At 71.1% G+C, this 19,932-nt stretch carries 15 protein-coding genes; 6 read left to right on the top strand and 9 right to left on the bottom strand.

Translation table 11 applies throughout. The features are described 5' to 3' along the window. Positions 1 to 318: 318 nt before the first annotated feature. Both AC3IF3_RS28385 and AC3IF3_RS28380 read right to left on the bottom strand, forming a co-directional pair. The gene (locus AC3IF3_RS28385) at positions 319 to 1,623 is read right to left on the bottom strand and encodes an MFS transporter (protein WP_243967245.1); all 1,305 of its coding nucleotides are present in this window, start codon (positions 1,621 to 1,623) and stop codon (positions 319 to 321) included. 116 nt (positions 1,624 to 1,739) lie between these two features. Next, positions 1,740 to 3,116: an NAD(P)H-dependent oxidoreductase gene (locus AC3IF3_RS28380; RefSeq protein WP_489231185.1), complete on the bottom strand. Its 1,377-nt coding sequence runs from the start codon at positions 3,114 to 3,116 to the stop codon at positions 1,740 to 1,742. A 168-nt stretch (positions 3,117 to 3,284) separates the two neighbouring features. Here AC3IF3_RS28380 and AC3IF3_RS28375 point away from each other — a divergent pair, with 168 nt between their 5' ends. After that, complete coding sequence (locus AC3IF3_RS28375) at positions 3,285 to 4,190, top strand: LysR family transcriptional regulator (RefSeq protein WP_489231184.1); 906 nt, start codon at positions 3,285 to 3,287, stop codon at positions 4,188 to 4,190. On the opposite strand, the gene AC3IF3_RS28370 is transcribed toward AC3IF3_RS28375, so the two are convergent. Continuing rightward, on the bottom strand, positions 4,182 to 5,120 hold the full coding sequence (locus AC3IF3_RS28370; protein ID WP_243967248.1) for a LysR substrate-binding domain-containing protein: 939 nt from the start codon (positions 5,118 to 5,120) through the stop codon (positions 4,182 to 4,184). The genes AC3IF3_RS28375 and AC3IF3_RS28370 overlap by 9 nt on opposite strands. 130 nt (positions 5,121 to 5,250) lie before the next feature. Here AC3IF3_RS28370 and AC3IF3_RS28365 point away from each other — a divergent pair, with 130 nt between their 5' ends. Further along, positions 5,251 to 6,555 carry an MFS transporter gene (locus tag AC3IF3_RS28365; protein WP_243967249.1) on the top strand — a complete coding sequence of 435 codons (1,305 nt, stop codon included), beginning with the start codon at positions 5,251 to 5,253 and terminating at the stop codon, positions 6,553 to 6,555. A gap of 35 nt (positions 6,556 to 6,590) precedes the next feature. Beyond that, a complete protein-coding gene (locus AC3IF3_RS28360) occupies positions 6,591 to 7,454 on the top strand; it encodes a class II aldolase/adducin family protein (protein ID WP_243967250.1) in 864 nt (287 codons plus the stop codon). Positions 7,455 to 7,696: 242 nt separating this feature from the next. Here the strand turns inward: AC3IF3_RS28360 and AC3IF3_RS28355 are convergent, their stop codons facing one another. The 6 genes from AC3IF3_RS28355 to AC3IF3_RS28330 form a co-directional block, all read right to left on the bottom strand. Continuing rightward, a complete protein-coding gene (locus AC3IF3_RS28355; protein ID WP_243967251.1) occupies positions 7,697 to 8,014 on the bottom strand; it encodes a hypothetical protein in 318 nt (105 codons plus the stop codon). Positions 8,015 to 8,165: 151 nt separating this feature from the next. Beyond that, on the bottom strand, positions 8,166 to 9,383 hold the full coding sequence (locus tag AC3IF3_RS28350) for a glycosyltransferase (RefSeq protein ID WP_489231183.1): 1,218 nt from the start codon (positions 9,381 to 9,383) through the stop codon (positions 8,166 to 8,168). A gap of 64 nt (positions 9,384 to 9,447) precedes the next feature. After that, entirely contained in the window at positions 9,448 to 10,086 is a 639-nt protein-coding gene (locus tag AC3IF3_RS28345) for a class I SAM-dependent methyltransferase (RefSeq protein WP_243967254.1), read from the bottom strand. Between the two features lie 86 nt (positions 10,087 to 10,172). Continuing rightward, on the bottom strand, positions 10,173 to 12,542 hold the full coding sequence (locus AC3IF3_RS28340; protein WP_489231182.1) for a glycosyltransferase: 2,370 nt from the start codon (positions 12,540 to 12,542) through the stop codon (positions 10,173 to 10,175). Then, positions 12,539 to 15,121 (bottom strand): glycosyltransferase family 2 protein, encoded by a 2,583-nt coding sequence (locus tag AC3IF3_RS28335; RefSeq protein WP_489231181.1) that lies wholly within the window; start codon positions 15,119 to 15,121, stop codon positions 12,539 to 12,541. Before AC3IF3_RS28335 ends, AC3IF3_RS28340 begins: the two co-directional genes overlap by 4 nt. Before the next feature lie 73 nt (positions 15,122 to 15,194). After that, positions 15,195 to 15,404 carry a hypothetical protein gene (locus AC3IF3_RS28330; RefSeq protein ID WP_243967257.1) on the bottom strand — a complete coding sequence of 70 codons (210 nt, stop codon included), beginning with the start codon at positions 15,402 to 15,404 and terminating at the stop codon, positions 15,195 to 15,197. Positions 15,405 to 15,802: 398 nt separating this feature from the next. Between AC3IF3_RS28330 and AC3IF3_RS28325 the strand changes: the two genes are divergently transcribed. From AC3IF3_RS28325 to AC3IF3_RS28315, 3 genes are all read left to right on the top strand, one after another. Continuing rightward, a complete protein-coding gene (locus AC3IF3_RS28325; RefSeq protein WP_489231180.1) occupies positions 15,803 to 17,842 on the top strand; it encodes a hypothetical protein in 2,040 nt (679 codons plus the stop codon). Positions 17,843 to 18,311: 469 nt separating this feature from the next. Then, positions 18,312 to 19,022 (top strand): phosphatidylserine decarboxylase, encoded by a 711-nt coding sequence (locus tag AC3IF3_RS28320; RefSeq protein ID WP_243967259.1) that lies wholly within the window; start codon positions 18,312 to 18,314, stop codon positions 19,020 to 19,022. A gap of 6 nt (positions 19,023 to 19,028) precedes the next feature. After that, a complete protein-coding gene (locus tag AC3IF3_RS28315; protein ID WP_243967260.1) occupies positions 19,029 to 19,880 on the top strand; it encodes a CDP-alcohol phosphatidyltransferase family protein in 852 nt (283 codons plus the stop codon). Positions 19,881 to 19,932: the final 52 nt, after the last annotated feature.

Below are 19,932 nucleotides of genomic sequence, written 5' to 3'. Positions count from 1 at the left end.
GTGCGTTCCGATCGCGCGACGCTTCCGTTCGCCGCGGACGATCAAACCCTGCGGATCGGAAGCAGACGCCTGCGGGACCCGTCCTGACCGCTTCCGGCACGGGTCCCTGTATGGCCGCATCGACCTCACGGCAGCGGCCTGACCGCGCTCGGCCGGTTCCGACCGGCCGCTTGGCACCCAACCCGGTCATTCCGGGCCATTCGGACCCGGAGCCGGAGGAGACATTCAGCGCGACACCCGCGAGGCCGGGCCGTTCGCAGAAGTCCGGCTCCATGACACCCGCCCCGACCCCACGGCTTCGGATCGGCGAAGGCGCCGCTATCGATCGCTCAGCGAGGCCGGGATGATCCGGATCAACGCCGCGCCCACCAGCATGCAGGCAGCCACCGCGTAGAGGCCGATCGCCGGATTGCCGGTGAGGACGTTCAGCCCCCCGACCATGTAGGGCGAGACGAACCCAGCGAGGTTGCCGATGCAGTTGATCGTCGCGATCCCGGCGGCCGCCGAGGTGCCGGCCAGGAACGCGCAGGGCACACCCCAGAACAGCGACAGCGCCGAGAGCATGCCGGCGGTGCCGACGCACAGGCAGGCCACCGCGGCGGCGGGGCTCTGGCCGACATAGCCGGCGAGCGCCAAGCCGACCGCGCCGGTCGCCAGGGCCACGGCGAAATGCGCCCGGCGCCGGCGGGTGCGATCGGCACTGATCCCGGTGAGGATGATGGACGGGATCGCGACGAGGTAGGGGATCGCCGAGAGCCAGCCGATCGTCGCGACGTTCGTGATGCCGGATTCCTTCACGATGGACGGCAGCCAGAAGCTGATCCCGTAGAGACCGATAATGGTCATGAAGTAGACGCCGCTGAGCTTCCAGATCCGCGCATCCCGCAGAAAGGCCGCCGAGGACGCGTGCGTCACCTTCTCGCCGTCCTCCCGGCGCAGCTCGGCACTCACCTCCGCCTTCTCGGCCTCGGTCAGCCAGGAGGCCTGCTCGGGCCTGTCGACCATCAGGAAGAGCACGGCGATGCCGGCCAGCAGGGAGGGCGCCGCCTCCAGCAGGAACAGCCACTGCCAGGCCTTCATCACGGTGGAGCCGCTGAAATGCTCAAGGATCAGCCCCGAGACCGGACCACCGACGACGCCCGCGAGGGGGATCGCGATGTAGTAGAACCCGAGGGCGAAGCCGCGCTTCTTCGCCGGGAACCAGTAGGTCAGGTAGAGCATGATCCCGGGCGAGAACCCGGCCTCGGCCAGCCCCAGGAAGAACCGCGCCACGTAGAACTGGAGCGGGGTCGCCACGAACAGCGTCAGGGCCGAGATGATCGCCCAGCTGATCATGATCCGGGCGATCCAAACCCGGGCGCCGAGCCTGTGCAGGGCGAGGTTGCTCGGGACTTCGAACAGGAAGTAGCCGATGAAGAAGACCCCGGCCCCGAAGCCGTAGACGGCGTCGCTGAAGCCGAGATCCGAGATCATCTGCAGCTTGGCGAAGCCGACATTCACCCGGTCGAGATATGCGCACAGGTAGCAGACGACGATGAACGGCATGATCCGCCACGTGATCTTGCGATAGACGTTCGTCTCCGCCACCCGCGCGTTCAGGCCGAGGCTGGTTGCATGGTCCATGGTTTCCTCCGATCGGCCCGTTGGGTGGGCTCTGTCGCGGTCGTGCTGGACTGTGGCCCGCTCCGCCGCATGGGCGGGGCGGGCTCCCATTCAGGGGGGCGGGGCGGACGCGCGGCTCAGGCGACCTTCCGGGCGGCCGCGCCGAGGCCCAGTTCCTGCCGGAACAGGCCCTCCATCTCGCGCCGGACGCGGATCGCCTCCTGGCCGGCGTCGAACGCGACGTCGCTCCAGCGCACGGCCTGGCCGGCGGGCACGTCGTTCCTGAGCACCATGTTGTGGGCAAGCCCGATCGGCAGGGCATCCTGCGCCAGGGAATCGCGGGTCGGCATCAGCTTGCCGTAGACGGTGAAGCCACCCTCGCCGTCGAGCTTCTCCCCCGCCCGCAGGGCCCGCTTGGCGGTGGCCGCCACGTCGCCGCGCCAGTCCCCTGTGGCGCCCGTGGCCTCGCCGCGGACCGCGATGGAGGCCACCGAGATCCCGAGTTCCAGGCCGATCAGGTGATAGGGCTTGTAGGTGGCGGCGAAGCGGCCGCTGTCGTCGGTCTTGAGGCCGTACTGGGCGAAGCAGTCGCGCACGTAGGGGCTCGGCGCCTCGAACACCGCGTAGACGCCCCAGCGCAGGTCCCGGAACACCGGCCGCCCGTCCCGCTCCAGCGACGAGACCACCTCGACGGTGCCGCGCTCGGTGAGGCAGCCGCCGTCGGCCACGGGCCGCAGGACGCTCGGCAGGTCGTCGACACCGCAGGGCGGGAAGGCGAGCCCGTCGCGCGGGGGTGTCAGGCCGCAGGCATTGGCCACCGCGGCCATCTCCAGCGCAGACTTGGTGCCGTCCAGGAAGGAGTTGAACATCTGCGGGTTGAAGTCGCCCCCCGCCACCTGCTCGGCGCTGAAGCCGTAATGGCCCCAGACCGTGTCGGGCGTGGAGGCGTGGTAGGCCGGCAGGTACTTCGTACCCTTGCCGGCGCAGATCACCTCAAGCCCGATGGTACGGGCCCAGTCGACGAGTTCGGCGATCAGCGCCGGCTGGTCGCCCGAGGCCATCGAGTAGATCACCCCGGCCTCCGCGGCCCGGCGGGCCAGCAGCGGGCCGGCGAGCACGTCGGCCTCGACGTTGACCATCACGACGTGCTTGCCGTGCGCGAAGGCCGTCAGGGCGTGGTGGATGCCGGCGGCCGGGCTGCCGGTGGCGTCGATGACGATGTCCACGAAGGGGCTCGCGATCATCGCGTCCGCATCCTCGGTGACGAAGGTCGTGCCGGCCTGCGCCGCCGCCTCCATCCCGCGCGCCGCGAAGCCGGCCTCGTCCCAGCCCACCCGCCGCAGCGCCTGGCGCGCCCGGTCCGGCGACAGATCGGCCACGGCGATCAGGTGGATCCCGGGCGTGCGCGGCGCCTGCGACAGGTACATGGAGCCGAACTTGCCGGCGCCGATCAGGCCGACCCGCACGGGCCGCCCCTCCTGCGCCCGCCGCTGAAGCTTCGAAAACAAGGCCATGTGGCACTCTCCCTGGACGATCCGCGATCGGTCCGGCTTCGGCCCGGTCCCCGCCGCGTTTGCACTTTGTTGCGAGATCGGAATTATCATTCGATCTCGCGCACGCCCATGCGAAGGATTGCAAAGGCGCCGTGCGCGAATTCCCATGCCTGGCACCGGCGGGGCGCGATGTCCGACTTCGACTGGAACGACCTGCGCGCCTTCCTGGCCGTCGCCCGGCTCGGGCGGCTGACGATCGCCGCCCAGCGCATGGGCATCGACCATTCGACCCTGAGCCGCCGCCTGTCCGCCCTGGAGGGCGCCCTGGGCACGCGCCTGTTCGACCGACGCCCGTCCGGCTTCGCCCTCACGGCTGACGGCGAGCGGCTGCTGGCGGATGCGGAGCGGATGGAGAGTGTGGCGATCGGCCTGCGCGCGCGTCTGGACGTGGATGCGCATCAGGTCGGCGGCACCGTCCGGCTCGGCACCCCCGAGGCCTTCGGGACCTATTTCCTGGCCCCGCGCCTCGCCGAATTCTGCGCCGCCCAGCCGGCCCTGGAGATCGAGCTGGTGGCCAACCCGCGCAGCTTCAGCCTGTTGAAGCGGGAGGCCGACCTCGCCATCGGCATGACCCGTCCGGAGACGGGCCGGCTCTACGCCCGCAAGCTCGTGGACTACGCGCTCGGCGTCTACGCGGCGCGGGCCTACGCGGATTCGGCGGGCGCGATCCGGTCTGCGGACGACCTCCCGCACCACCGCTGGATCGGCTACGTCGACGATCTGCTCTGGACGAGCGAGCTCAACTACCTGCCGCAGGTCTCGGCGGCGATCCATCCGCAGGCGCGGATCTCGAACGTGATCACGCAGCTGGAGGCGGTGCGGGGCGGGGCCGGCCTCGCCGTCCTGCCGCATTTCCTGGCCCGCACCTGCCCGGAGCTCGTCGCCGTCCTGCCGGGGGCGGTGCGCATCGTCCGCGCCTACTGGCTGATCGCCCACGCGGACACCCGCGACCTGCCGCGGGTCCGATTGGTCTCGGACTTCCTGACCCGGCAGGCCGAGGCGGCCGGCGATGCCTTCTGGCTGGGATCACCGTGACCCGGCCCCGTCGCGTGCGGGCGGATGCGGTCGGGCCCGGCTCGCCTCCTCCACCGCCAGGAGCCAGTGGCGGAAGGCCTGGATCTTCTGCAGCGCCCCGTCCCGCTCGCGGTAGCAGATGAAGTGGAGGTCCCGGTACAGGCTCTCGACCTGGCCGCCGCCCAGGCGCACGAGCTGGCCCGCGCCGATCTCGCCTTCGGCGAACCGCAGGGTCTCGAGCGCGACCCCGAGTCCCTGAACCGCGGCCGAGATCACCAGGGAGCCCCGATCGAAGGCCGCACCGGCCGCCGCCGCCGGGACCGGCAGGCCGTTGCGGGCGAACCAGTCCGGCCACCGCACCGGGCTGAAGGACGAGTCCAGCCGCGTGAAGCGCCCGGCCACCCCGGGCCCGACCGGCCCGATCGTCCGGGCGAGCTCCGGCGTACACAGGGCAGCGATCTCCTCCGGTCCGAGGGATTCGACGGCCAGGCCCGGCCCGCGCGGCGGCCGGCCATAGGCGATCAGGATGTCGATCTCCCCGTGCCGGCCGAGATCCACCGGATCGGCGCTGGTGGAGAGATGGATCGCGATGCCGGGATGCGTCTCCACGAAGGCGGGAAGCCGGGGCCCGAGCCACTTGGCCGCGAAGCTCGGCGTGCAGTGCACGGCGAGCGACGAGGGCGGCGGGGGGCTCAGGTCGGCGCAGATCGTCTCGATCGCGTCGAAGGCACCGGTCAGCCCCGCGAGCAGCCGCTGGCCGTCGGCGGTGAGCGTCGCCTGGCGGTTCGCCCGCCGGAACAGCGCGCGCCCGAACCAGCGCTCCAGGGCCCGGATCTGGTGGCTCACCGCAGACGGCGTGAGGTGCAGCTCCCCGCTCGCCCGGGCGAAGCTGCCGAGGCGCGCAGCGGCCTCGAAGGCCCGCAGGGCGGGGAAGCTCGGGATCCGGCGCATGGGCAATCCATGAATTGAATTCATGAAACGCGTGAAAAATCGTCGTTTGTCAACGCCCCGACCGTGCAGGATAGTGCCGCTCGCACCGCAGAGACGGTCGCGGAACGATAAAGTCTAGGGAGACGACGCGATGGCACAGGGGGTCATGACCCTCGTCGAGCCCAGTCTCGACGAAACGACGCGGGTCTACCGCAAGGTCACGTGGCGCCTCGTGCCGTTCCTATTCGCCTGCTACGTCGCGGCCTATCTGGACCGCGTCAATGTCGGCTTCGCCAAGCTGCAGATGCTGGGCGACCTCCAGTTCAGCGAGACGATCTACGGCCTCGGCGCCGGCATCTTCTTCCTCGGCTACTTCCTGTTCGAGGTGCCGAGCAACATGATCCTGCATAAGGTCGGCGCCCGGATCTGGATCGCCCGGGTCATGCTCAGCTGGGCCGTCATCTCGGCCGCCATGATGTTCGTGACGTCGCCGACCTGGTTCTACGTGCTGCGCTTCCTCCTCGGCCTCGCGGAAGCCGGACTGTTTCCGGGGGTGATCCTCTACCTGACCTACTGGTACCCGTCCGAGCGGCGCGGGGGCATCATCGCGCTGTTCATGACCGGCATCCCGATCGCCGGACTCGTGGGCGGCCCACTGTCCGGGTGGATCATGAATGCGTTCGCCGGCACGGGCGGCCTCGCGGGCTGGCAGTGGCTGTTTCTGATCGAGGCGCTGCCCTCCTTGGTACTGGGTTTCTGCGTCCTCGCCTATCTCGACGACGGCATCGACAAGGCGAAGTGGCTCAAGCCCGACGAGAAGGCGCTGCTCGCCCGCACCATCGCGGCCGACGGCGCCGCCGTGACCGCCCACCGCTTCCGCGACGGCTTCACCAGCGGCTGGGTCTGGCTGCTCTGCGGGATCTATTTCTTCTTCATCATGGGGCTGTACGGCGTCGGCTTCTGGCTGCCGACCCTGATCAAGGGCGCGGGCGTCTCCGATCCGCTGCGGATCGGCCTCCTGACCATGCTGCCCTACGGCGCCGCCGCGGTGGCGATGATCACGGTCGGGCGCCTGTCCGACGCGGCCCGGGAACGGCGCTGGCACATCACGGTGCCGGGCCTCGTCGGGGTGGCGGGCTGGCTGGTCAGCATCCGGTTCAGCACCGACCTGATCGTCGCCGAGGCGGCGCTCACCGTGGCGACCATCGGCGTGCTGGTGACCCTGGCCCAGTTCTGGTGCCTGCCCACCGCCATCCTGGCGGGGGCGGCGGCCGCCACCGGCATCGCGGTGATCAACTCGGTCGGCAACCTCGCGGGGTTCGTGAGCCCCTACCTGATCGGCTGGATCGTCGACACCACCAAGTCCACGAGCCTCGGCGTCTACACCCTCGCCGCCTGCCTCGCCCTGGGCAGCCTCCTGGCGCTGACGGTGCCCAAGCGCCTCGTCAACCGCTGATACCCCGCCCCCCACTGCGACTGAAAGGATATGCCATGCTCGACGATCATTCCCACGACGCGGCGACCACCCTCGACCTGCCCGACGACGATGCCGGCCGCAAGCGGACCTCGATCTACCAGCCCGAGCAGGCCGGCCTGATCTTCCCGGAGATGCCGGACTTCGCCAGCCATGCCGAGGCGCGCGACTACCGCAAGAAGCACCTCGTGGCCGCCTGCCGGGCCTTCGCGATGCACGGCTTCGACTACGGCTTCGCCGGACACCTCACGATCCGCGATCCCGAGCGTCCGGAGCTGTACTGGACCAACCCGATGTGCGTGCACTTCTCACAGGTGCGGATGTCGAACCTGATCCTGGCCGACCACAGGGGCCGGGTCGTCGAGGGACGCCACGCGATCAACCGGGCGGGCTTCGTCCTGCACGCCGCCGTGCATGACGAGCACCCCGAGGTGATGGCGATGTGCCACGCGCACACCACCTACGGCACCGCGTGGTGCGCCACCGGCCGACCCCTCGACATGATCAGCCAGGACGCGGCGGCCTTCTACAACAGCCACGCCGTGATCGGCGCCTCGGCCGGTGCCGTGGCCGTGGAGAAGGAGAGCGGCCTCTCGGTCGCCCAGCAGATCGGCCGCAACCGCGGCGTGCTGCACCAGAACCACGGCCTGCTGACCTGCAGCCACCACAGCATCGACGATGCGGCCTTCTGGTTCATCGCCCTGGAGCGCGTCTGCCAGCAGCAACTCCTGGTCGAGGCCAGCGGGATCAAGCCGCAGCTCCTCTCGGAGAAGACGGCCCGCTACAGCCGCGAGCACGTCGGCAGCGACTATATCGGCTGGCTGCACTTCCAGACGTTGTACAATCACATCGCCGAGACCCAGCCCGACATGTTCGCATGAGGTCGGCGGGGCCGGCTGCGAGGCCGGTCCCCCGCCGCCTGTTCGGCCTGGGGGCTTCTGCGCGACGGGCGGCCACTGAGCGCGGGCTGGACCCGTGCCATCCGGCCGTGAAAGCCGGCCCGCTGTACCGGAGGCCCTGTAAAATCGCGAGAACAGGGCGCCGCGTATCCAGGCCTGTCCCTTGACCGCGCACAAGGCACCGACACCCTCGCCTCCGCTGCATCGCGCGCGGTCCGACAGGCTCAGTGCAGGAACGGGCTGCCGGCCGTCTTGCCAGGGGTGCCGCGCGGAAGGGCGGGGGTGCAGGTGGATTGGGCCTGCCGGCGGATCCGCTCGAGGGCCTGTTCGACCTGGGCGGATGCGAGGGCGAGGCCGGCCCGCACGGTCTCCGTCGGGCAATCGGCGATCTCGACCGCGCCGACCTTGGCGCGCACGGCCCGCTCGAATACGGCGATGTCGTCGCGATGGCGTCCGGCCACCAGTTCGGCCCCCATGAGCCGGATCAGGTTGGTGAGGGCGGCGAGCGCCACGTCCTTCGGGTCGCAGGATGCCTCAGCCACGTCGAAACCTCCGTCCATGCAGCGGAGAACGCCGCACGAATCAAAAGGTTACGCGGCGCCTGTTGCTGGTGCGTTAGCCGCTACGGCGTTCCGCCGCCCCGGCCGCGGCGGGTTTTCGCGCGACGCCCTCCGGTGCGGCTGGCGGGTCGGGTCAGCGCAGCGCCGACTGGAGGAGGGCCAGTTGCCCGGCGGCGGCGCGGCGGCGTTCGAAGCCGGCGGTCGCCGTCTCCCGCGCGCGCTGCCTGAGCCCGGCGAAGCGTCGGGGGTCGCCGAGCGCCGCGATGGCGGCGGCGGCGAGGCTGCGCGCGTCGAAGAACGGCACGAGCAGCCCGTTCTGGCCATGGGTGATCACCTCCCGCACCGGGGCCGTGTCCGAGCCGACGATGAGGCACCCGGCGCTCAACGCCTCGATCAGCGACCAGGACAACACGAACGGGTAGGTGAGATAGACGTGGGCGCGCGAGACCTGGAGGAGTTGCAGGTAGTGCCCGTAGGCGAGGGCGCCGACGAAGTGCACCCGGCGCGGGTCGAGCCGGGGCGCGACCTCGCCCCAGAACACGTCCTTCCAGGTCCGGCCGTCCGGCGAGGACGGGCCGTACGAGACCCCGTCGCCGCCCACGATGACGACCTGCGCCTGCGGGCGGGCGTGCAGGATCTCCGGGAGGGCGCGCATGAACACGTGGTAGCCGCGCAGCGGTTCGAGGTTGCGCGCCACGAAGGTCAGGACCTCGGTCTGCGCCGTGAGCGCGAACCCCGAGGGCAGATGGAACACGGCCCGGTCGTCCGGGCGGACGGCCTCGGTGTCGACGCCCTCGTGCGCCACCGCGATCTTGCCCTGGAACGCGTCCGGATAGGTCGAGCGCTGCCACAGGGTCGGCGACAATCCCAGATCGCATTCCGCGAGGGCCAGCAGCTGGCTGGCGTTCTTGGCGCGCAGGTAGGTCATCCCGTCGACCCCGAATTGCGGGAATTCCGGGTCGAAATGCACGTCCTGGCCGTGCTCGCGATAGAAGTACTCGCAGTACACGATGAGGCGCGCGCGCGGGAACTTGGCGCGCAGCGGCAGCGTCTCGCCCCAGCCGCTATGGGCCACGATCACGTCGGGGATGAACCCAGAATTCTCGAGCGCGATGAGCGTGTACAGCACCTGCTCGGCCCGGCGCGCCTCGGAATCGAACCGGCGCGCGAAGGAATGCACGGCCGCGTGCCCGACGTCGTGGAAGTGGTACCGTTCCAGCCTGACCCCGCGCAGCTGGCCGGCGGTCTGGGATCCGATCGCGGCGACCCGGTGTGCGGGGTCGGCCGCCAGGACCTCGGCGAGGTACCGGAATTGCGCCGGGAAGTTCGTGTGAACGAACAGGATGTTCATGAGGTCCGGTGCTACCCAGGTTCGAGGCCCGAACGCGGTGCGACGCGCCCCGCGCTGACGGCGGTCACTGGGTCAGGGCGCGCTGTTCCGTCCCGGCGAAGATCGCCTCCAGCCGCTCGCTGCGCGCCTCCGGCATCAGGGCGAGCGCCCAGAGATCGAAGAACCCGCCCTTGGTCGTGCGCACCTCCGCGAAGCCGGCGTCGAGGCAGACGCGCGCCATCCGGTCCGCGGTAAAACCCGTGTTGTGCGCCATGTAGACGCCGCCGGACGCGATCGACTGGGAATGTCCGTAGAGCATGTCGAGCGTGGAGATGGGCCCCGCCGGCGCCGTGTAGATCGTGGCCTCCGCCTTGCCCTCGAGGACAAGCGAGGCGATCGCCTGCAGGTCGGGACAGGTGATCAGCGCGAACCCGTCCGGTTTCAGGACGCGGCGGAGTTCGCGAAACGCCGGCAGCACCTCGTGCGTGTGCAGGTGCTCGACGTTGTGGGACGACCAGATCGCGTCGAACGACGCGTCGGGCACCAGGGCGCGCATGTCGAAAACCGAGCCGACCAGATCGGGGTTGAGGCGCGCGTCGATGTCGAGGCGCACCTCGTGCCAGCCGCCGGTGCGAAAGGCGGGATGCAGCTTCAACGGATTGAAGGGACCACTGCCCGTGTTCAGGACGCGCTTCAGGTGCGCGGATTGAGCTTCGCCGAACAACAGCTATTCCCCCCGACAAGAGTGACATCAGGTTGTTTTTTGATCGCCGACTACGCTTACCATCGCACGCGGCGGCGAGCCAATTCTCACAGTCCCGACGGCATCGCGGCCGGCGCCCCGAGGCTGCGCCGGCGCGGATCCTGGGCCCGCGGCGGGCAGGCCAGCGCCGTGTAGGGCGGCTCGGACAGCGCCAGGAGCGGATTGTAGGCCGGATCGGCGAGCAGGGTCGCGCCCCAGCGCGCGCGCAGGGCGGTCAGTTCACGCGCGCGGCGGGCGCGCGCGCCGGCCGACAGGCCCCGATCGTCATCGCAGACCCCGTGATGCACCAGGTCGAGATGCGGTGTGAGGATCACGCGGCCGCCCCGCGCGCCGAGCCTGAGACAGAGGTCGACGGCGCCGAAGTGGATCGGGAAGTGGCGCTCGTCGAGGCCGCCGGCGGCTCGATAGGCCGTCCGGCGCACGAGCAGGCAGGCCGCGGTGACGGCGCTGGGTTCGGATGCGACCCGGAGCAGATCGGCGTAGCCCGCGTCGTCGGCCATCCGATCGGTCATGGCGGGGCTCGCCGCGACTTGCGGCCCCAGGACGATGCCGCCGCTCCGGACGAGGCCGCTCGGCCAGCGCAGCACCGCTCCGGCGGCCACGGTCGTGGGCTCGCCGAGGCGGCTCAGCAGCTCCGGGAGCCACCCGTCGCCGCGCGCCTCGACGTCATCGTCGAGCAGACACACGAGGGCGCCGCGGGCGGATTTCACGGCCCGATTGATCAGGCGCGCCTGCGTGAACGGTCCCAGCTCGGCCAGGACGCGACCGCCCGCCGCCCGGACCCCGTCGAGCAGCGCCGCCATGGCCGGATCCGAGGAGCCCGTGCCCACGACGACGAGCTCGGCCCGCGCCCGATCGAGGGCCGGCCGGATCGACGCGAGGCAGCGCGCCAGGCACGCGGCGCGATCGCGCGTCGGGATGATGACGCTGACCTCCGCCTCGGCCGGCCGGCGCGTGACCCGCACGGCGGGCAGGATCGCGCCGCGGCCCGGCTGCACCTCCCCCGGCATCGCCCGCGCCTCGAGATGACGGAGCGTGGCGGCGGCCAGCGCCCGCGTCGCCGCCGGCAGGTCGAGGTCCGGCAGGATCCCGGCGACGCCCGGCAGATGCACGACCGCCGCGCGGGCCCGGGGGAGATCGTCGAACTGGGCGTTGGCGAGGCGGTAGAGGCTGTCGGCTCCGGCCCGCGCCGCCTCCGCGGCACAAGGCGGGCGCAGGGCGAAGACGAGCGCGCCGTAGCCCTGTTCGAGCCAGCGCTCGTAATCGAAGCTCGGGAAGGCCAGGATGGTCGACCGGTCGGGCGGACCGACGGCGAGATCCCCGTACACGAGACGCGCGTCCGGATCCGCCTCCAGGACCCCGGCGAGGCGTCCGGGGGCGCCCGGCTCCAGGATGATGCCCGCCGGCACGATCAGCAGGCTGTCGGAGCCGGCGGCTGCGCCGTCGAGGAAGGCGAGGAGATCGGCCGGGTCGAAGCCGATGCGATCCGGGGAGGGCAGGACCGCCACGGGCCAGGACGGGTCGGGCCTGTCGCCGAGGCTGTCGCGCGTGCGGGCGACGTCGGCCGGCCCATCCCCCACGATCGCGACGGCCGATCGGCCCGCGCGCAGGGCGGGCGCGGCCGGCGGATACCGCCGCAGCCAGGGTCTCAGCTGGTCGAACGGGAGCGTACGGGGCAGCAGCGTGTCGAACAGACGGGCGCGGGCCGCTGTCGTCCCGGCGTCCGGCCCGTAGGCCCGGGCGGCCAGCTCCTCCAGCGGGTCGGGAAAGGCCACCAGGGTCAGGGGGCTGCCGCTCAGGGGCGTGCCGGCCCCGTCGGTCACGATCACCTGCCGGGTCAGGCCGGTCGCGAACCGGTCGGGCAGGTGCAGCACGAAGGCGGGGGCCGGCGGCTCGCCGCCGCGGCCGCGCGGATGCCAGCGGTCGGGCCGTGCCTCCACGATCAACTCGCCGTCGATCCAGACCCGGGCGCGCAGGCGCGCCGGATCGCGGCCCGGGGCGAGCCAGCCGCTCACGTGGAGACCGCCGCGCCATTCGACCGATCCCGCTTCGCCGCCGGGGGAACCGCGGGTGACGGCCGGGCGATCCAGGGGGATCGGCGGGGCGAGCGCGATGGCGAGATTGGCCAGCCCGACCTGGACCAGGCCGCCCCCCGAAACGGCCTCCGGGGCGAGCACGAAGCTGAAGCCGTAGCGGCCGTCGCCGATGCCGGCCCGCTCCAGGTCCGGCCGATAGATCTCCGCCCGCGCGAGTGCGACGGGCAGGCCGTCGATCGTCAGCTCGACGACGGGGTGGGCCGAGGGGTCCGCCGGATCGTAGACGAACCCGGTGATCGCGGCCGGCCCGCTCCGTTCGACCTGCGCGACGTAAGGGTGCGCCGCATGCGCGATGGCCGGAGGAGCGCTCGGAGCGGTCAAGACGATGGATTCGACGGGGCTGTGAGCCAGCGCACGATCTGCGCGGCCGCGTCAGTGTCGCAAATCGCCGGATCGAGGACAAGGTCGCCGGGTTCCCGCCCGTAGGCGCCGTCCGACCAGTCGAAATAGGCGCGGCGCCCGCAGGCGGCCTGCTCCAGGCACGCGAACAGCGCGTCCCGATAGGGCAGCAGCAGCGCCGCGCACCGGAATCGCGTCGCGCTTTCGGCGATCTCGTCGGCGGCGATGGGCCCGGTGACGAAGGTCGCGCTCCCCGCCATCAGGCCGAGATCGTGCAGCGTCCCGCCGATGACCAAGAGTTGCACCGCGGCGCCGACCTGACGGGAGCGGGCCTCGATCGCCAGCGTGAGACGGCTCACCGCCGCGCTCGGCAGGGGGCTCAGGATCCCGAGGCGCAGGCGACGGGACGCGGGCCGATCCGGGCTCGCCGCGACGGTCCGGTCGACTCCGGCATCCGGGCGGGCTCCCGCCGCGGCGGCCGGCGGCACGAGCTTCCGGCGCATCGGCGCCGGCAGCGCCGCCCGCGCGCGCGCCAGGGTCATGCCGTCGCCGCACAGTAGGCGGTCGGCGCGCCTCCAGAGCCGCGCGAGGTCGCGGGGGCCGTTCAGTTCGGCCTCCGGCGGTGCCGATTCCGCCGGAGCCTGCGCCGGCGGGACCGGGGCGGGGGGCAGGAGATCCCGCGCCCCGGCGACGAGGAGGTCGACGGGCACGCCGAGCCTGTCGCAGAGCGCGCTCAGGACCCGGGGGCAGCGTTCCGGCGCGACCACGACGACGCGGTCGAGATGCACGGCCTTGAGGTAGGCGACCAGGGCGCGCCGCTCCCGCGCCACCCCGAGGGCGAAGCCCAAGGATTGCGGCAGGCCGCCGGCGCTGCCGCGGAGCCGGACCCGGAGATCGCAGGCCTGCCCATCCAGCTCCACCCAGAGGCAGCGCAGGCCGGCCGCGCGCCAATGCGCGAGCCAGGACGCCAGCGCGGGACCGACCGTCGGCAGGGGATTGACGATCACGACGTCGTAGGGGGGAGGGGCGATCCGACGCTCGACCGCCGCGTAGGCGACGCGGAGAGGATCCGCCAGGCGGAACGCCTCGATCTCGGCGCGATAGTCCGGGTAGCGCAGGTCGAGGCTAGCGGCGTTGCGGACCACGAGCCTGCGTTTCCCGGCGCCGAACGACAGGGATCCGGCGTGCCCCACGACCAAGTTCGTCGCGCAGAGATTCTGGAACCCGAGCTGGCGCGCCTTCAGGCAGAGATCGACATCCTCGTAGTAGCCCCGTCCGTAGGAGAGCGGCATCCCGCCGACCGCGGTCCAACACGCCCGCGTGACCAGCAGGCAGAACCCGATCCCGTTCGGAAGCGCGACCGGTTCCGGGGCGGCCAGTCGCGCGGCCCGGTCCCAATCCGCCAGCTCCTGGACCGAGGGAAGGTCGTTGGCCGCGTGTCGATTGGGGAAGCTCGTGATCACGCCGTTGTTCGAGATCGGCGTGATCGTCCCAAGGTTCGGCGTCGCGGCCGCGAGCGCGACGAGGCGTTGGAGCGCTTCGTCGGGCAGGATCGTGTCGGCGTTCAGGAGCAGGAGATCGCCGGCCCGGGTCTGGCTCGCGGCAAGGTTCACCGAAGCGGCAAACCCCCGGTTGGAACCGTTGCTGATCAGGGTCAGCCGTCCCTCCGCCGCGCGTCGCGCCACATCCGCGACCAGCGCGGCATTCGGACTCGCGTCGTTGATGACGATGATCCGCCAGCGCCGCCCCGGCAGAATCTGAGCTTCCAGGCTGTCCAGGCAGATCCGTGTCGCCTCGGCATCCTCGAACACCGGCACGATCACCGTGAGCACGCAGGCGTCGTCCGCGTGGGGTGATCGCGGCTGCGGCGGATCGGCTCCGGGGGGACATCGCGGCGGGAACGTCTGCCGGCGGGTGGCCGGTGACGCGCCATCGCAGGACAACCGGATCTCGACCGCGCCGAGGCCCGGCCGGGGACACGCGAAGGCCGCGGCGTGGTAGCGCTCCCCGGCGAGTGGGTGCCCGGGCTCGGCCGCGACGACGCGGTGCTCCGGCGATCCCGCGCCGAGGATCGTGCCCTCCAGCCGCTGTCCGGCCGGCCAGGTGACCCAGCCCCGCAAGCCTGCGTCGTCCGCCTCGATCCGCCCGACGATGCCGGCCTGCTGATCCTGGAGGACCGCGACGGCGATCCGCAGGGCATCGACGGGCGTTCTCGGATCTTCGACCAGGGCCTGCGCCGCGTCGAGGCGGGCTTCCCCCTCCGCGAACCGGAGCGCGTGGAGATTGACGAGCGTGTCGGTCGGGTCGAGTTCCAGCGCCTTCTCGATGTCCGCACGGGCGTGCGCGGCGTCGCCGAGCCGCCGTACGGCTTCGGCCCGAAAGAGGAAGCCGCGCGCCCGAGCCCGCACGGACAATCGGCAGAGCCGATCCGCGGCGACGTAAGCGGTCTCCCACGCGCCCGCCAGCAGGGCTTCAGCGGCGATGCGCGACAGGGCCTGGAGATGTCGGTCCGGATCGAGGAGCTGGGCGCGCTGGTCGGCGGTGAGATCCCACGCGTTCACCGCCTCCGCCCCGTCGCCACGGCCACCGGCGCGCGAACCGGACGACGCGGACCATGCACGCGGGGAGGGCGGCTCACCACGCGCTGTATCGCCCGTTGCCGCTCGTCGCCGTGTAATGCGCGATGCTCGCGTTGACGATCGGGCCGAACGTGATCAGCAGGCCGAGGAGGAGGAGCGCCACACTCATCCGGCCGGGCCGCTCGTCGAGCCGCATGAACCCGAACAGGGCGATCGGGAGACCGATCATCACACCGCAGGCTGCGAGCACCAAGTCCATGGCCATGTTCGATGGTCCCGCATCCAGTCTAGAGCGCCGTACGAACTGTCCGGTCGCCGGCCGTCCTCGCCCCGCACACCGCGGAACTGTCTTGAGGGGCTTTCAAGCGTCCCGGTGGAGGGGTTGATCTGGTACAATGTGGGCTGAGCGGGGGTCAACGTGACGCTCATCCGCTCGCCGGGGCGAAGCGCCGAGGCCGGCGGGTCGCTGTGTCCCCGCCCGGTGACGCCGGGCCTTGGCCCGTGCGCGTAGCCCTTCCGAGGTTTTCACGTTATCGATATCAATAGAGATCTGGGTCTTAATGCCTACCGCACCTGCCAGGCAGGCGTGGGCCGGGCGAACGGTCAAGATGTCTGCCCGGCTCCACAGTCGTGTCCGGCCCGGATGAGCGCGCCCCCGACTTGATGAACGACCCCATGGACGACCTTTCAGACGCGAGCGCCCGACGCAGAGTCTTCCGCGGCGTTCACCGAGCGTCGAACCCGTTGGAGGACCAGTCCGATCCGTTGCGGCCGGAACACGACGCCCATCCGACGCCGGTCACGGACGACGACGACCCGCACGCAGGCTTCCTCCAGGCGGGCAGGACCGAGTTCTTCGGCGAGGACGACGCCCAACCCGGAGCGTATCCCGGCGCGGGTTGGGATCTTGATCGCGACGCGCCGCCGCTTCCGTACGCCTCGCACGGGCATGCCCATGGGCAGGACGATCCCACCCCGGATCTGTTCGCGCAGGACGACGGACGCATCGCCGTCGCGGACGGGCTGAGCGCGGCGCCCGTCACGTTCCTCCATCAGCGCGTCAGCCACACCGGGCATCCGACCCATGTGGCAGACCCCGGTGCCCGGTCCATCCCCTTGGATCCGCCCCCCGATACGCGGGATGATCTCAGCGAACCCTCGCTGATCTTCAGCACGTTCGAGCCCGCTCCGGACCTCACCGACACGTTGCGGGGCGATGCCCCCCCCGACGGCGCGGCGCGGGCGCCGGCTTACCTGGGACGACCTGCTCCGCCGGTCGCCGAGATACGCCATTTCGATCCGTCAGCGGAGGACGGGCACGGTTCCGCTGCACGCCCGATCCCGGACATTCACCCCGCGTCGGATACGCCGACGGCGTACGGACCTTTCGAAACATCTTCCCCGCTGTCCTACGCGCATCACCGCAACGATCGAGGACCGGACGATCTTCGGCGCGACAGCGATGTACCGCTGAGCGACGGCAGCCCCGGGGGACAGGGTCGGGACCTTCCGAACCTGCAGAGTGCAGGCGCAGAAGGACCTGCGGCGGCGCTCCGCGACGCAGTGGAGGGGGCCCGAGGAAGTGGTGTCGACGGGGAGATCGGCCGGCCGAAGCCGCAGGAGACGGCTTCGACGAACGAAGCAGGGCAGATCTCAGAAACGTCCGTCCGCGAGGATGCGGCGCAATTTCGCGCCTCGGACGAGGAATCGCTCCATCAAAATGATGGGCGGCCTTCAGCCAAACACAGGGGAATAAATTACAAAGTCATAGCCGCTTTTACTGTCGTCATTCCGGCCGCAGCTGCCGTTTATATTCTATATGCGCAATACAACACCCTGAAATGGCCAGACGACATCGTCAACGCTTTCAAATCCACGATCAGTGACCGGATCCGGGGCTCGTCGGCCACCGCAATCGATCCCCCGGACGCGCCCCCCCCGGCGTCTCAGCCCGGCGCACCCTCAGAGGGCCAGGCACAACCGCCCGCGACCCCGCGACCGCCAGAGACTGGGCCGCTGTTGAAGAGCGGGTCGCTTGGCATACCGACGCTGACGAACGACCCGCTCCCGATCCTGACGGGGATGCCTCCGGCGGCGTCGACGGCCACGGCAGACACCGAGGATCGCCAGGCCGCCACGTCCGAGGGCGCGCCGATACCGGAGGCGCGCGGCGCCGAGGCGCAGCCCGCGCAGGGGCCGGACAGCGCGTCGCTCGCACCGCCGGGCAATTCCGAGGCGTTGGGCGGCCCACAGGCGGATCAGGCCAGCCCAGGTGTCCGCTCCGGCAGCAGACCGGCGTCGGTGGAGAATACGCGCGCCGTCACGGCTCGCCCCCCGGCCCCCGCGCTTCTCCCCGACAGCCGCCCTGACGCCGAGGGCCAGGCTGCCAGAGCGCAGAGATCGACGGCGCGTCACCGGAGATCCCGGTCCGCCTCCTCGGTCGACGAGGCCCTCAACGTCAAGGCGGAGCGGCTCCTGGCGGCCGGAGAGGTTCTGGCCGCGCGCACCCTGTTCCAGAGCCTGGTCACCGCGGGGGATCCGCGCGGCGCGCGCGGCGTCGCACAAACCTTCGACCCGCGTACGCTCGACAAATTCCCGGCCTCCGGCGTCAGGCCGGACCAGGACGAGTCGGCGCGCTGGCAGGCGATCGCCGCGCGCCTCGAGAGCAGGCAGCGGAGGACCCAGGGCGAGCCGCAACAATAGGCCCTGCCGTGCCGCACCGGTCGATCGCGGAGCCGTGAGAATCCCGCGCTCGCCCCGTGGGCCACGCGTCGATCGAAGATGCGCCGTCCGGCGTCGCCAGGACCAGTCCGCGCATCCCGGATCTCGCTGCGGGCGAACGGGACTGCGCGCGGGGTTCAGCGGCGGCCTCAATCCTGTGAGCCTTGGGTTGAGGCACGTCCACGCGCGGAGGGAGGGGCAGGCCCGCACCGGCATTCATCCGCCTGCACCCTCCCTCCGCCCGGATCTGGCGATCAGGCCTCGGTCCGGCCCGGGGCAGCATTCCGATCGGGGTCGGGGGCCTTCGGCAGGACGAACCCGTTTCGTCACGCACCGGTCCGGGCATGGCGCGGAACCGGCGGAAAGTTGACGGCGGCCCGGCGGGCTGCCATCCGCGCGTCCGACATGTCCGCCCGATGCCCCCCGCGGCGCCGTTGAGTCCGAAAAGCCCATGACCGACCTGATCGAGACGATCCGCCGGACGCTCGTGCCGATTCACAAGGAGGGCTATCCCTTCATCCTGATCGGCATCGTGCTGACCGTGCTGGCCGGCTATTTCTCCCAGTTCTTCGGGTGGATCTTCCTGATCCTCACCCTCTGGGTCTGCTACTTCTTCCGCGATCCCGAGCGGGTCACCCCGGTAGTGGACGGGCTCGTGGTCTCGCCCGCGGACGGGCGCGTGAACCTGATCGCCACGGTGCTGCCGCCCCCGGAACTCGACCTGCCGCAGGTGCCCACCTTGCGGGTGTCGGTCTTCATGAACGTGTTCGACTGCCACGTGAACCGGGTGCCGGTCGCAGGGCGGATCGGCCAGATCCACTACACGCCCGGCCTGTTCCTCAACGCCGAACTTGACAAGGCCAGCGACGACAACGAGCGGAACGGGATGGTGATCGAGACCCACCATGCCGGGCAGGCGAAGCGCGTCGGCGTGGTGCAGATCGCCGGCCTCGTCGCCCGGCGCATCGTCGGGTTCGTCTCGGCGGGCGACGTGCTCGGCGTGGGCGAGCGGTTCGGGCTGATCCGCTTCGGCTCGCGGGTCGACGTCTACCTGCCGGCGGGGTCCAGCGTGCTGGTCGGGCTCGGCCAGAAGGCGGTGGCCGGCGAGACGGTGCTGGCCGATCTCGGCGGCAGCCCGGAACGGCTGTTCAAGCGGATCTAGACGGCCATGGACGATCTCTTCCCACCCTTCGCGCCCGATCCGAACGAGCCGCGCCCGCGCCGGTTCAAGCCGGTGCCGTTCCGGATGATCGCGCCCAACATGATCACCCTGATGGCCCTCTGCCTCGGGCTGACGGCGATCCGGCTCGCCTTCGAGGGCAAGTTCGAGCCCGCCGTCATCGCCGTGGTGGTGGCCGGCGTCCTCGACGGCATCGACGGACGGGTGGCGCGGCTGCTCAAGGGCACCTCGCGCTTCGGGGCCGAGCTCGATTCGCTCGCCGACTTCGTCAATTTCGGCTGCGCCCCGGCCCTGATCCTCTACGGCTTCGTGCTGTTTCACCTGAAGTCGGCCGGCTGGATCGTGGCGCTGATCTTCGCCATCGCCATGGCGCTGCGGCTCGCCCGCTTCAACGCTATGCTGGACGATCCGGGCCGGCCGGACTGGAAGAAGGATTTCTTCGTGGGCATGCCGGCGCCCGCGGGGGCGCTCACCGCGATGCTGCCGCTCTACCTGCACTTCCTCGGCTTCGGCCTGGAGCGCTGGGCCGCGCCGGCGATCCTGATCTACGTGCTGGGCATCGCCCTGTTGGTGGTCTCCACGGTGCCGACCTACTCGGGCAAGACCATGGGCAAGCGGGTGCCGCGCAGCCTCGTCCTGCCGATCTTCCTGTTCGGGGTCGCGGCCTTCGGCATCCTGATCAGCTACCCGTTCGAAGCCCTGGTGGCGGTGAGCGCCGGCTACCTCGCCACCATCCCGGTGGTCGCCGCACAGTACCGCCGCCGGCTCAAGGCGGAGCTCGCCGCCGGCGCCGAGGACAGGACGGCCCTCCTGCCGAATGAGCTTACCGGGCTGGATTGACCCTGGCCCGCGCGGAACCGACCCCTATCTTGGCAGCATTCGGCGGGGAGTC

The organism is Methylobacterium sp. J-118, from assembly GCF_057836565.1.
The sequence above is the reverse complement of the archived record's forward strand: the minus strand, read 5'-3'. Positions and strand labels throughout refer to the sequence as shown.

Bases quoted from the DNA above. Each gene is read 5' to 3' on its own strand.
- AC3IF3_RS28385 (WP_243967245.1), bottom strand. From the start codon at position 1,623: ATGGACCATGCAACCAGCCTCGGCCTGAACGCGCGGGTGGCGGAGACG.
- AC3IF3_RS28380 (WP_489231185.1), bottom strand. From the start codon at position 3,116: ATGGCCTTGTTTTCGAAGCTTCAGCGGCGGGCGCAGGAGGGGCGGCCC.
- AC3IF3_RS28375 (WP_489231184.1), top strand. From the start codon at position 3,285: ATGTCCGACTTCGACTGGAACGACCTGCGCGCCTTCCTGGCCGTCGCC.
- AC3IF3_RS28370 (WP_243967248.1), bottom strand. From the start codon at position 5,120: ATGCGCCGGATCCCGAGCTTCCCCGCCCTGCGGGCCTTCGAGGCCGCT.
- AC3IF3_RS28365 (WP_243967249.1), top strand. From the start codon at position 5,251: ATGGCACAGGGGGTCATGACCCTCGTCGAGCCCAGTCTCGACGAAACG.
- AC3IF3_RS28360 (WP_243967250.1), top strand. From the start codon at position 6,591: ATGCTCGACGATCATTCCCACGACGCGGCGACCACCCTCGACCTGCCC.
- AC3IF3_RS28350 (WP_489231183.1), bottom strand. From the start codon at position 9,383: ATGAACATCCTGTTCGTTCACACGAACTTCCCGGCGCAATTCCGGTAC.
- AC3IF3_RS28330 (WP_243967257.1), bottom strand. From the start codon at position 15,404: ATGGCCATGGACTTGGTGCTCGCAGCCTGCGGTGTGATGATCGGTCTC.
- AC3IF3_RS28325 (WP_489231180.1), top strand. From the start codon at position 15,803: ATGAACGACCCCATGGACGACCTTTCAGACGCGAGCGCCCGACGCAGA.
- AC3IF3_RS28320 (WP_243967259.1), top strand. From the start codon at position 18,312: ATGACCGACCTGATCGAGACGATCCGCCGGACGCTCGTGCCGATTCAC.
- AC3IF3_RS28315 (WP_243967260.1), top strand. From the start codon at position 19,029: ATGGACGATCTCTTCCCACCCTTCGCGCCCGATCCGAACGAGCCGCGC.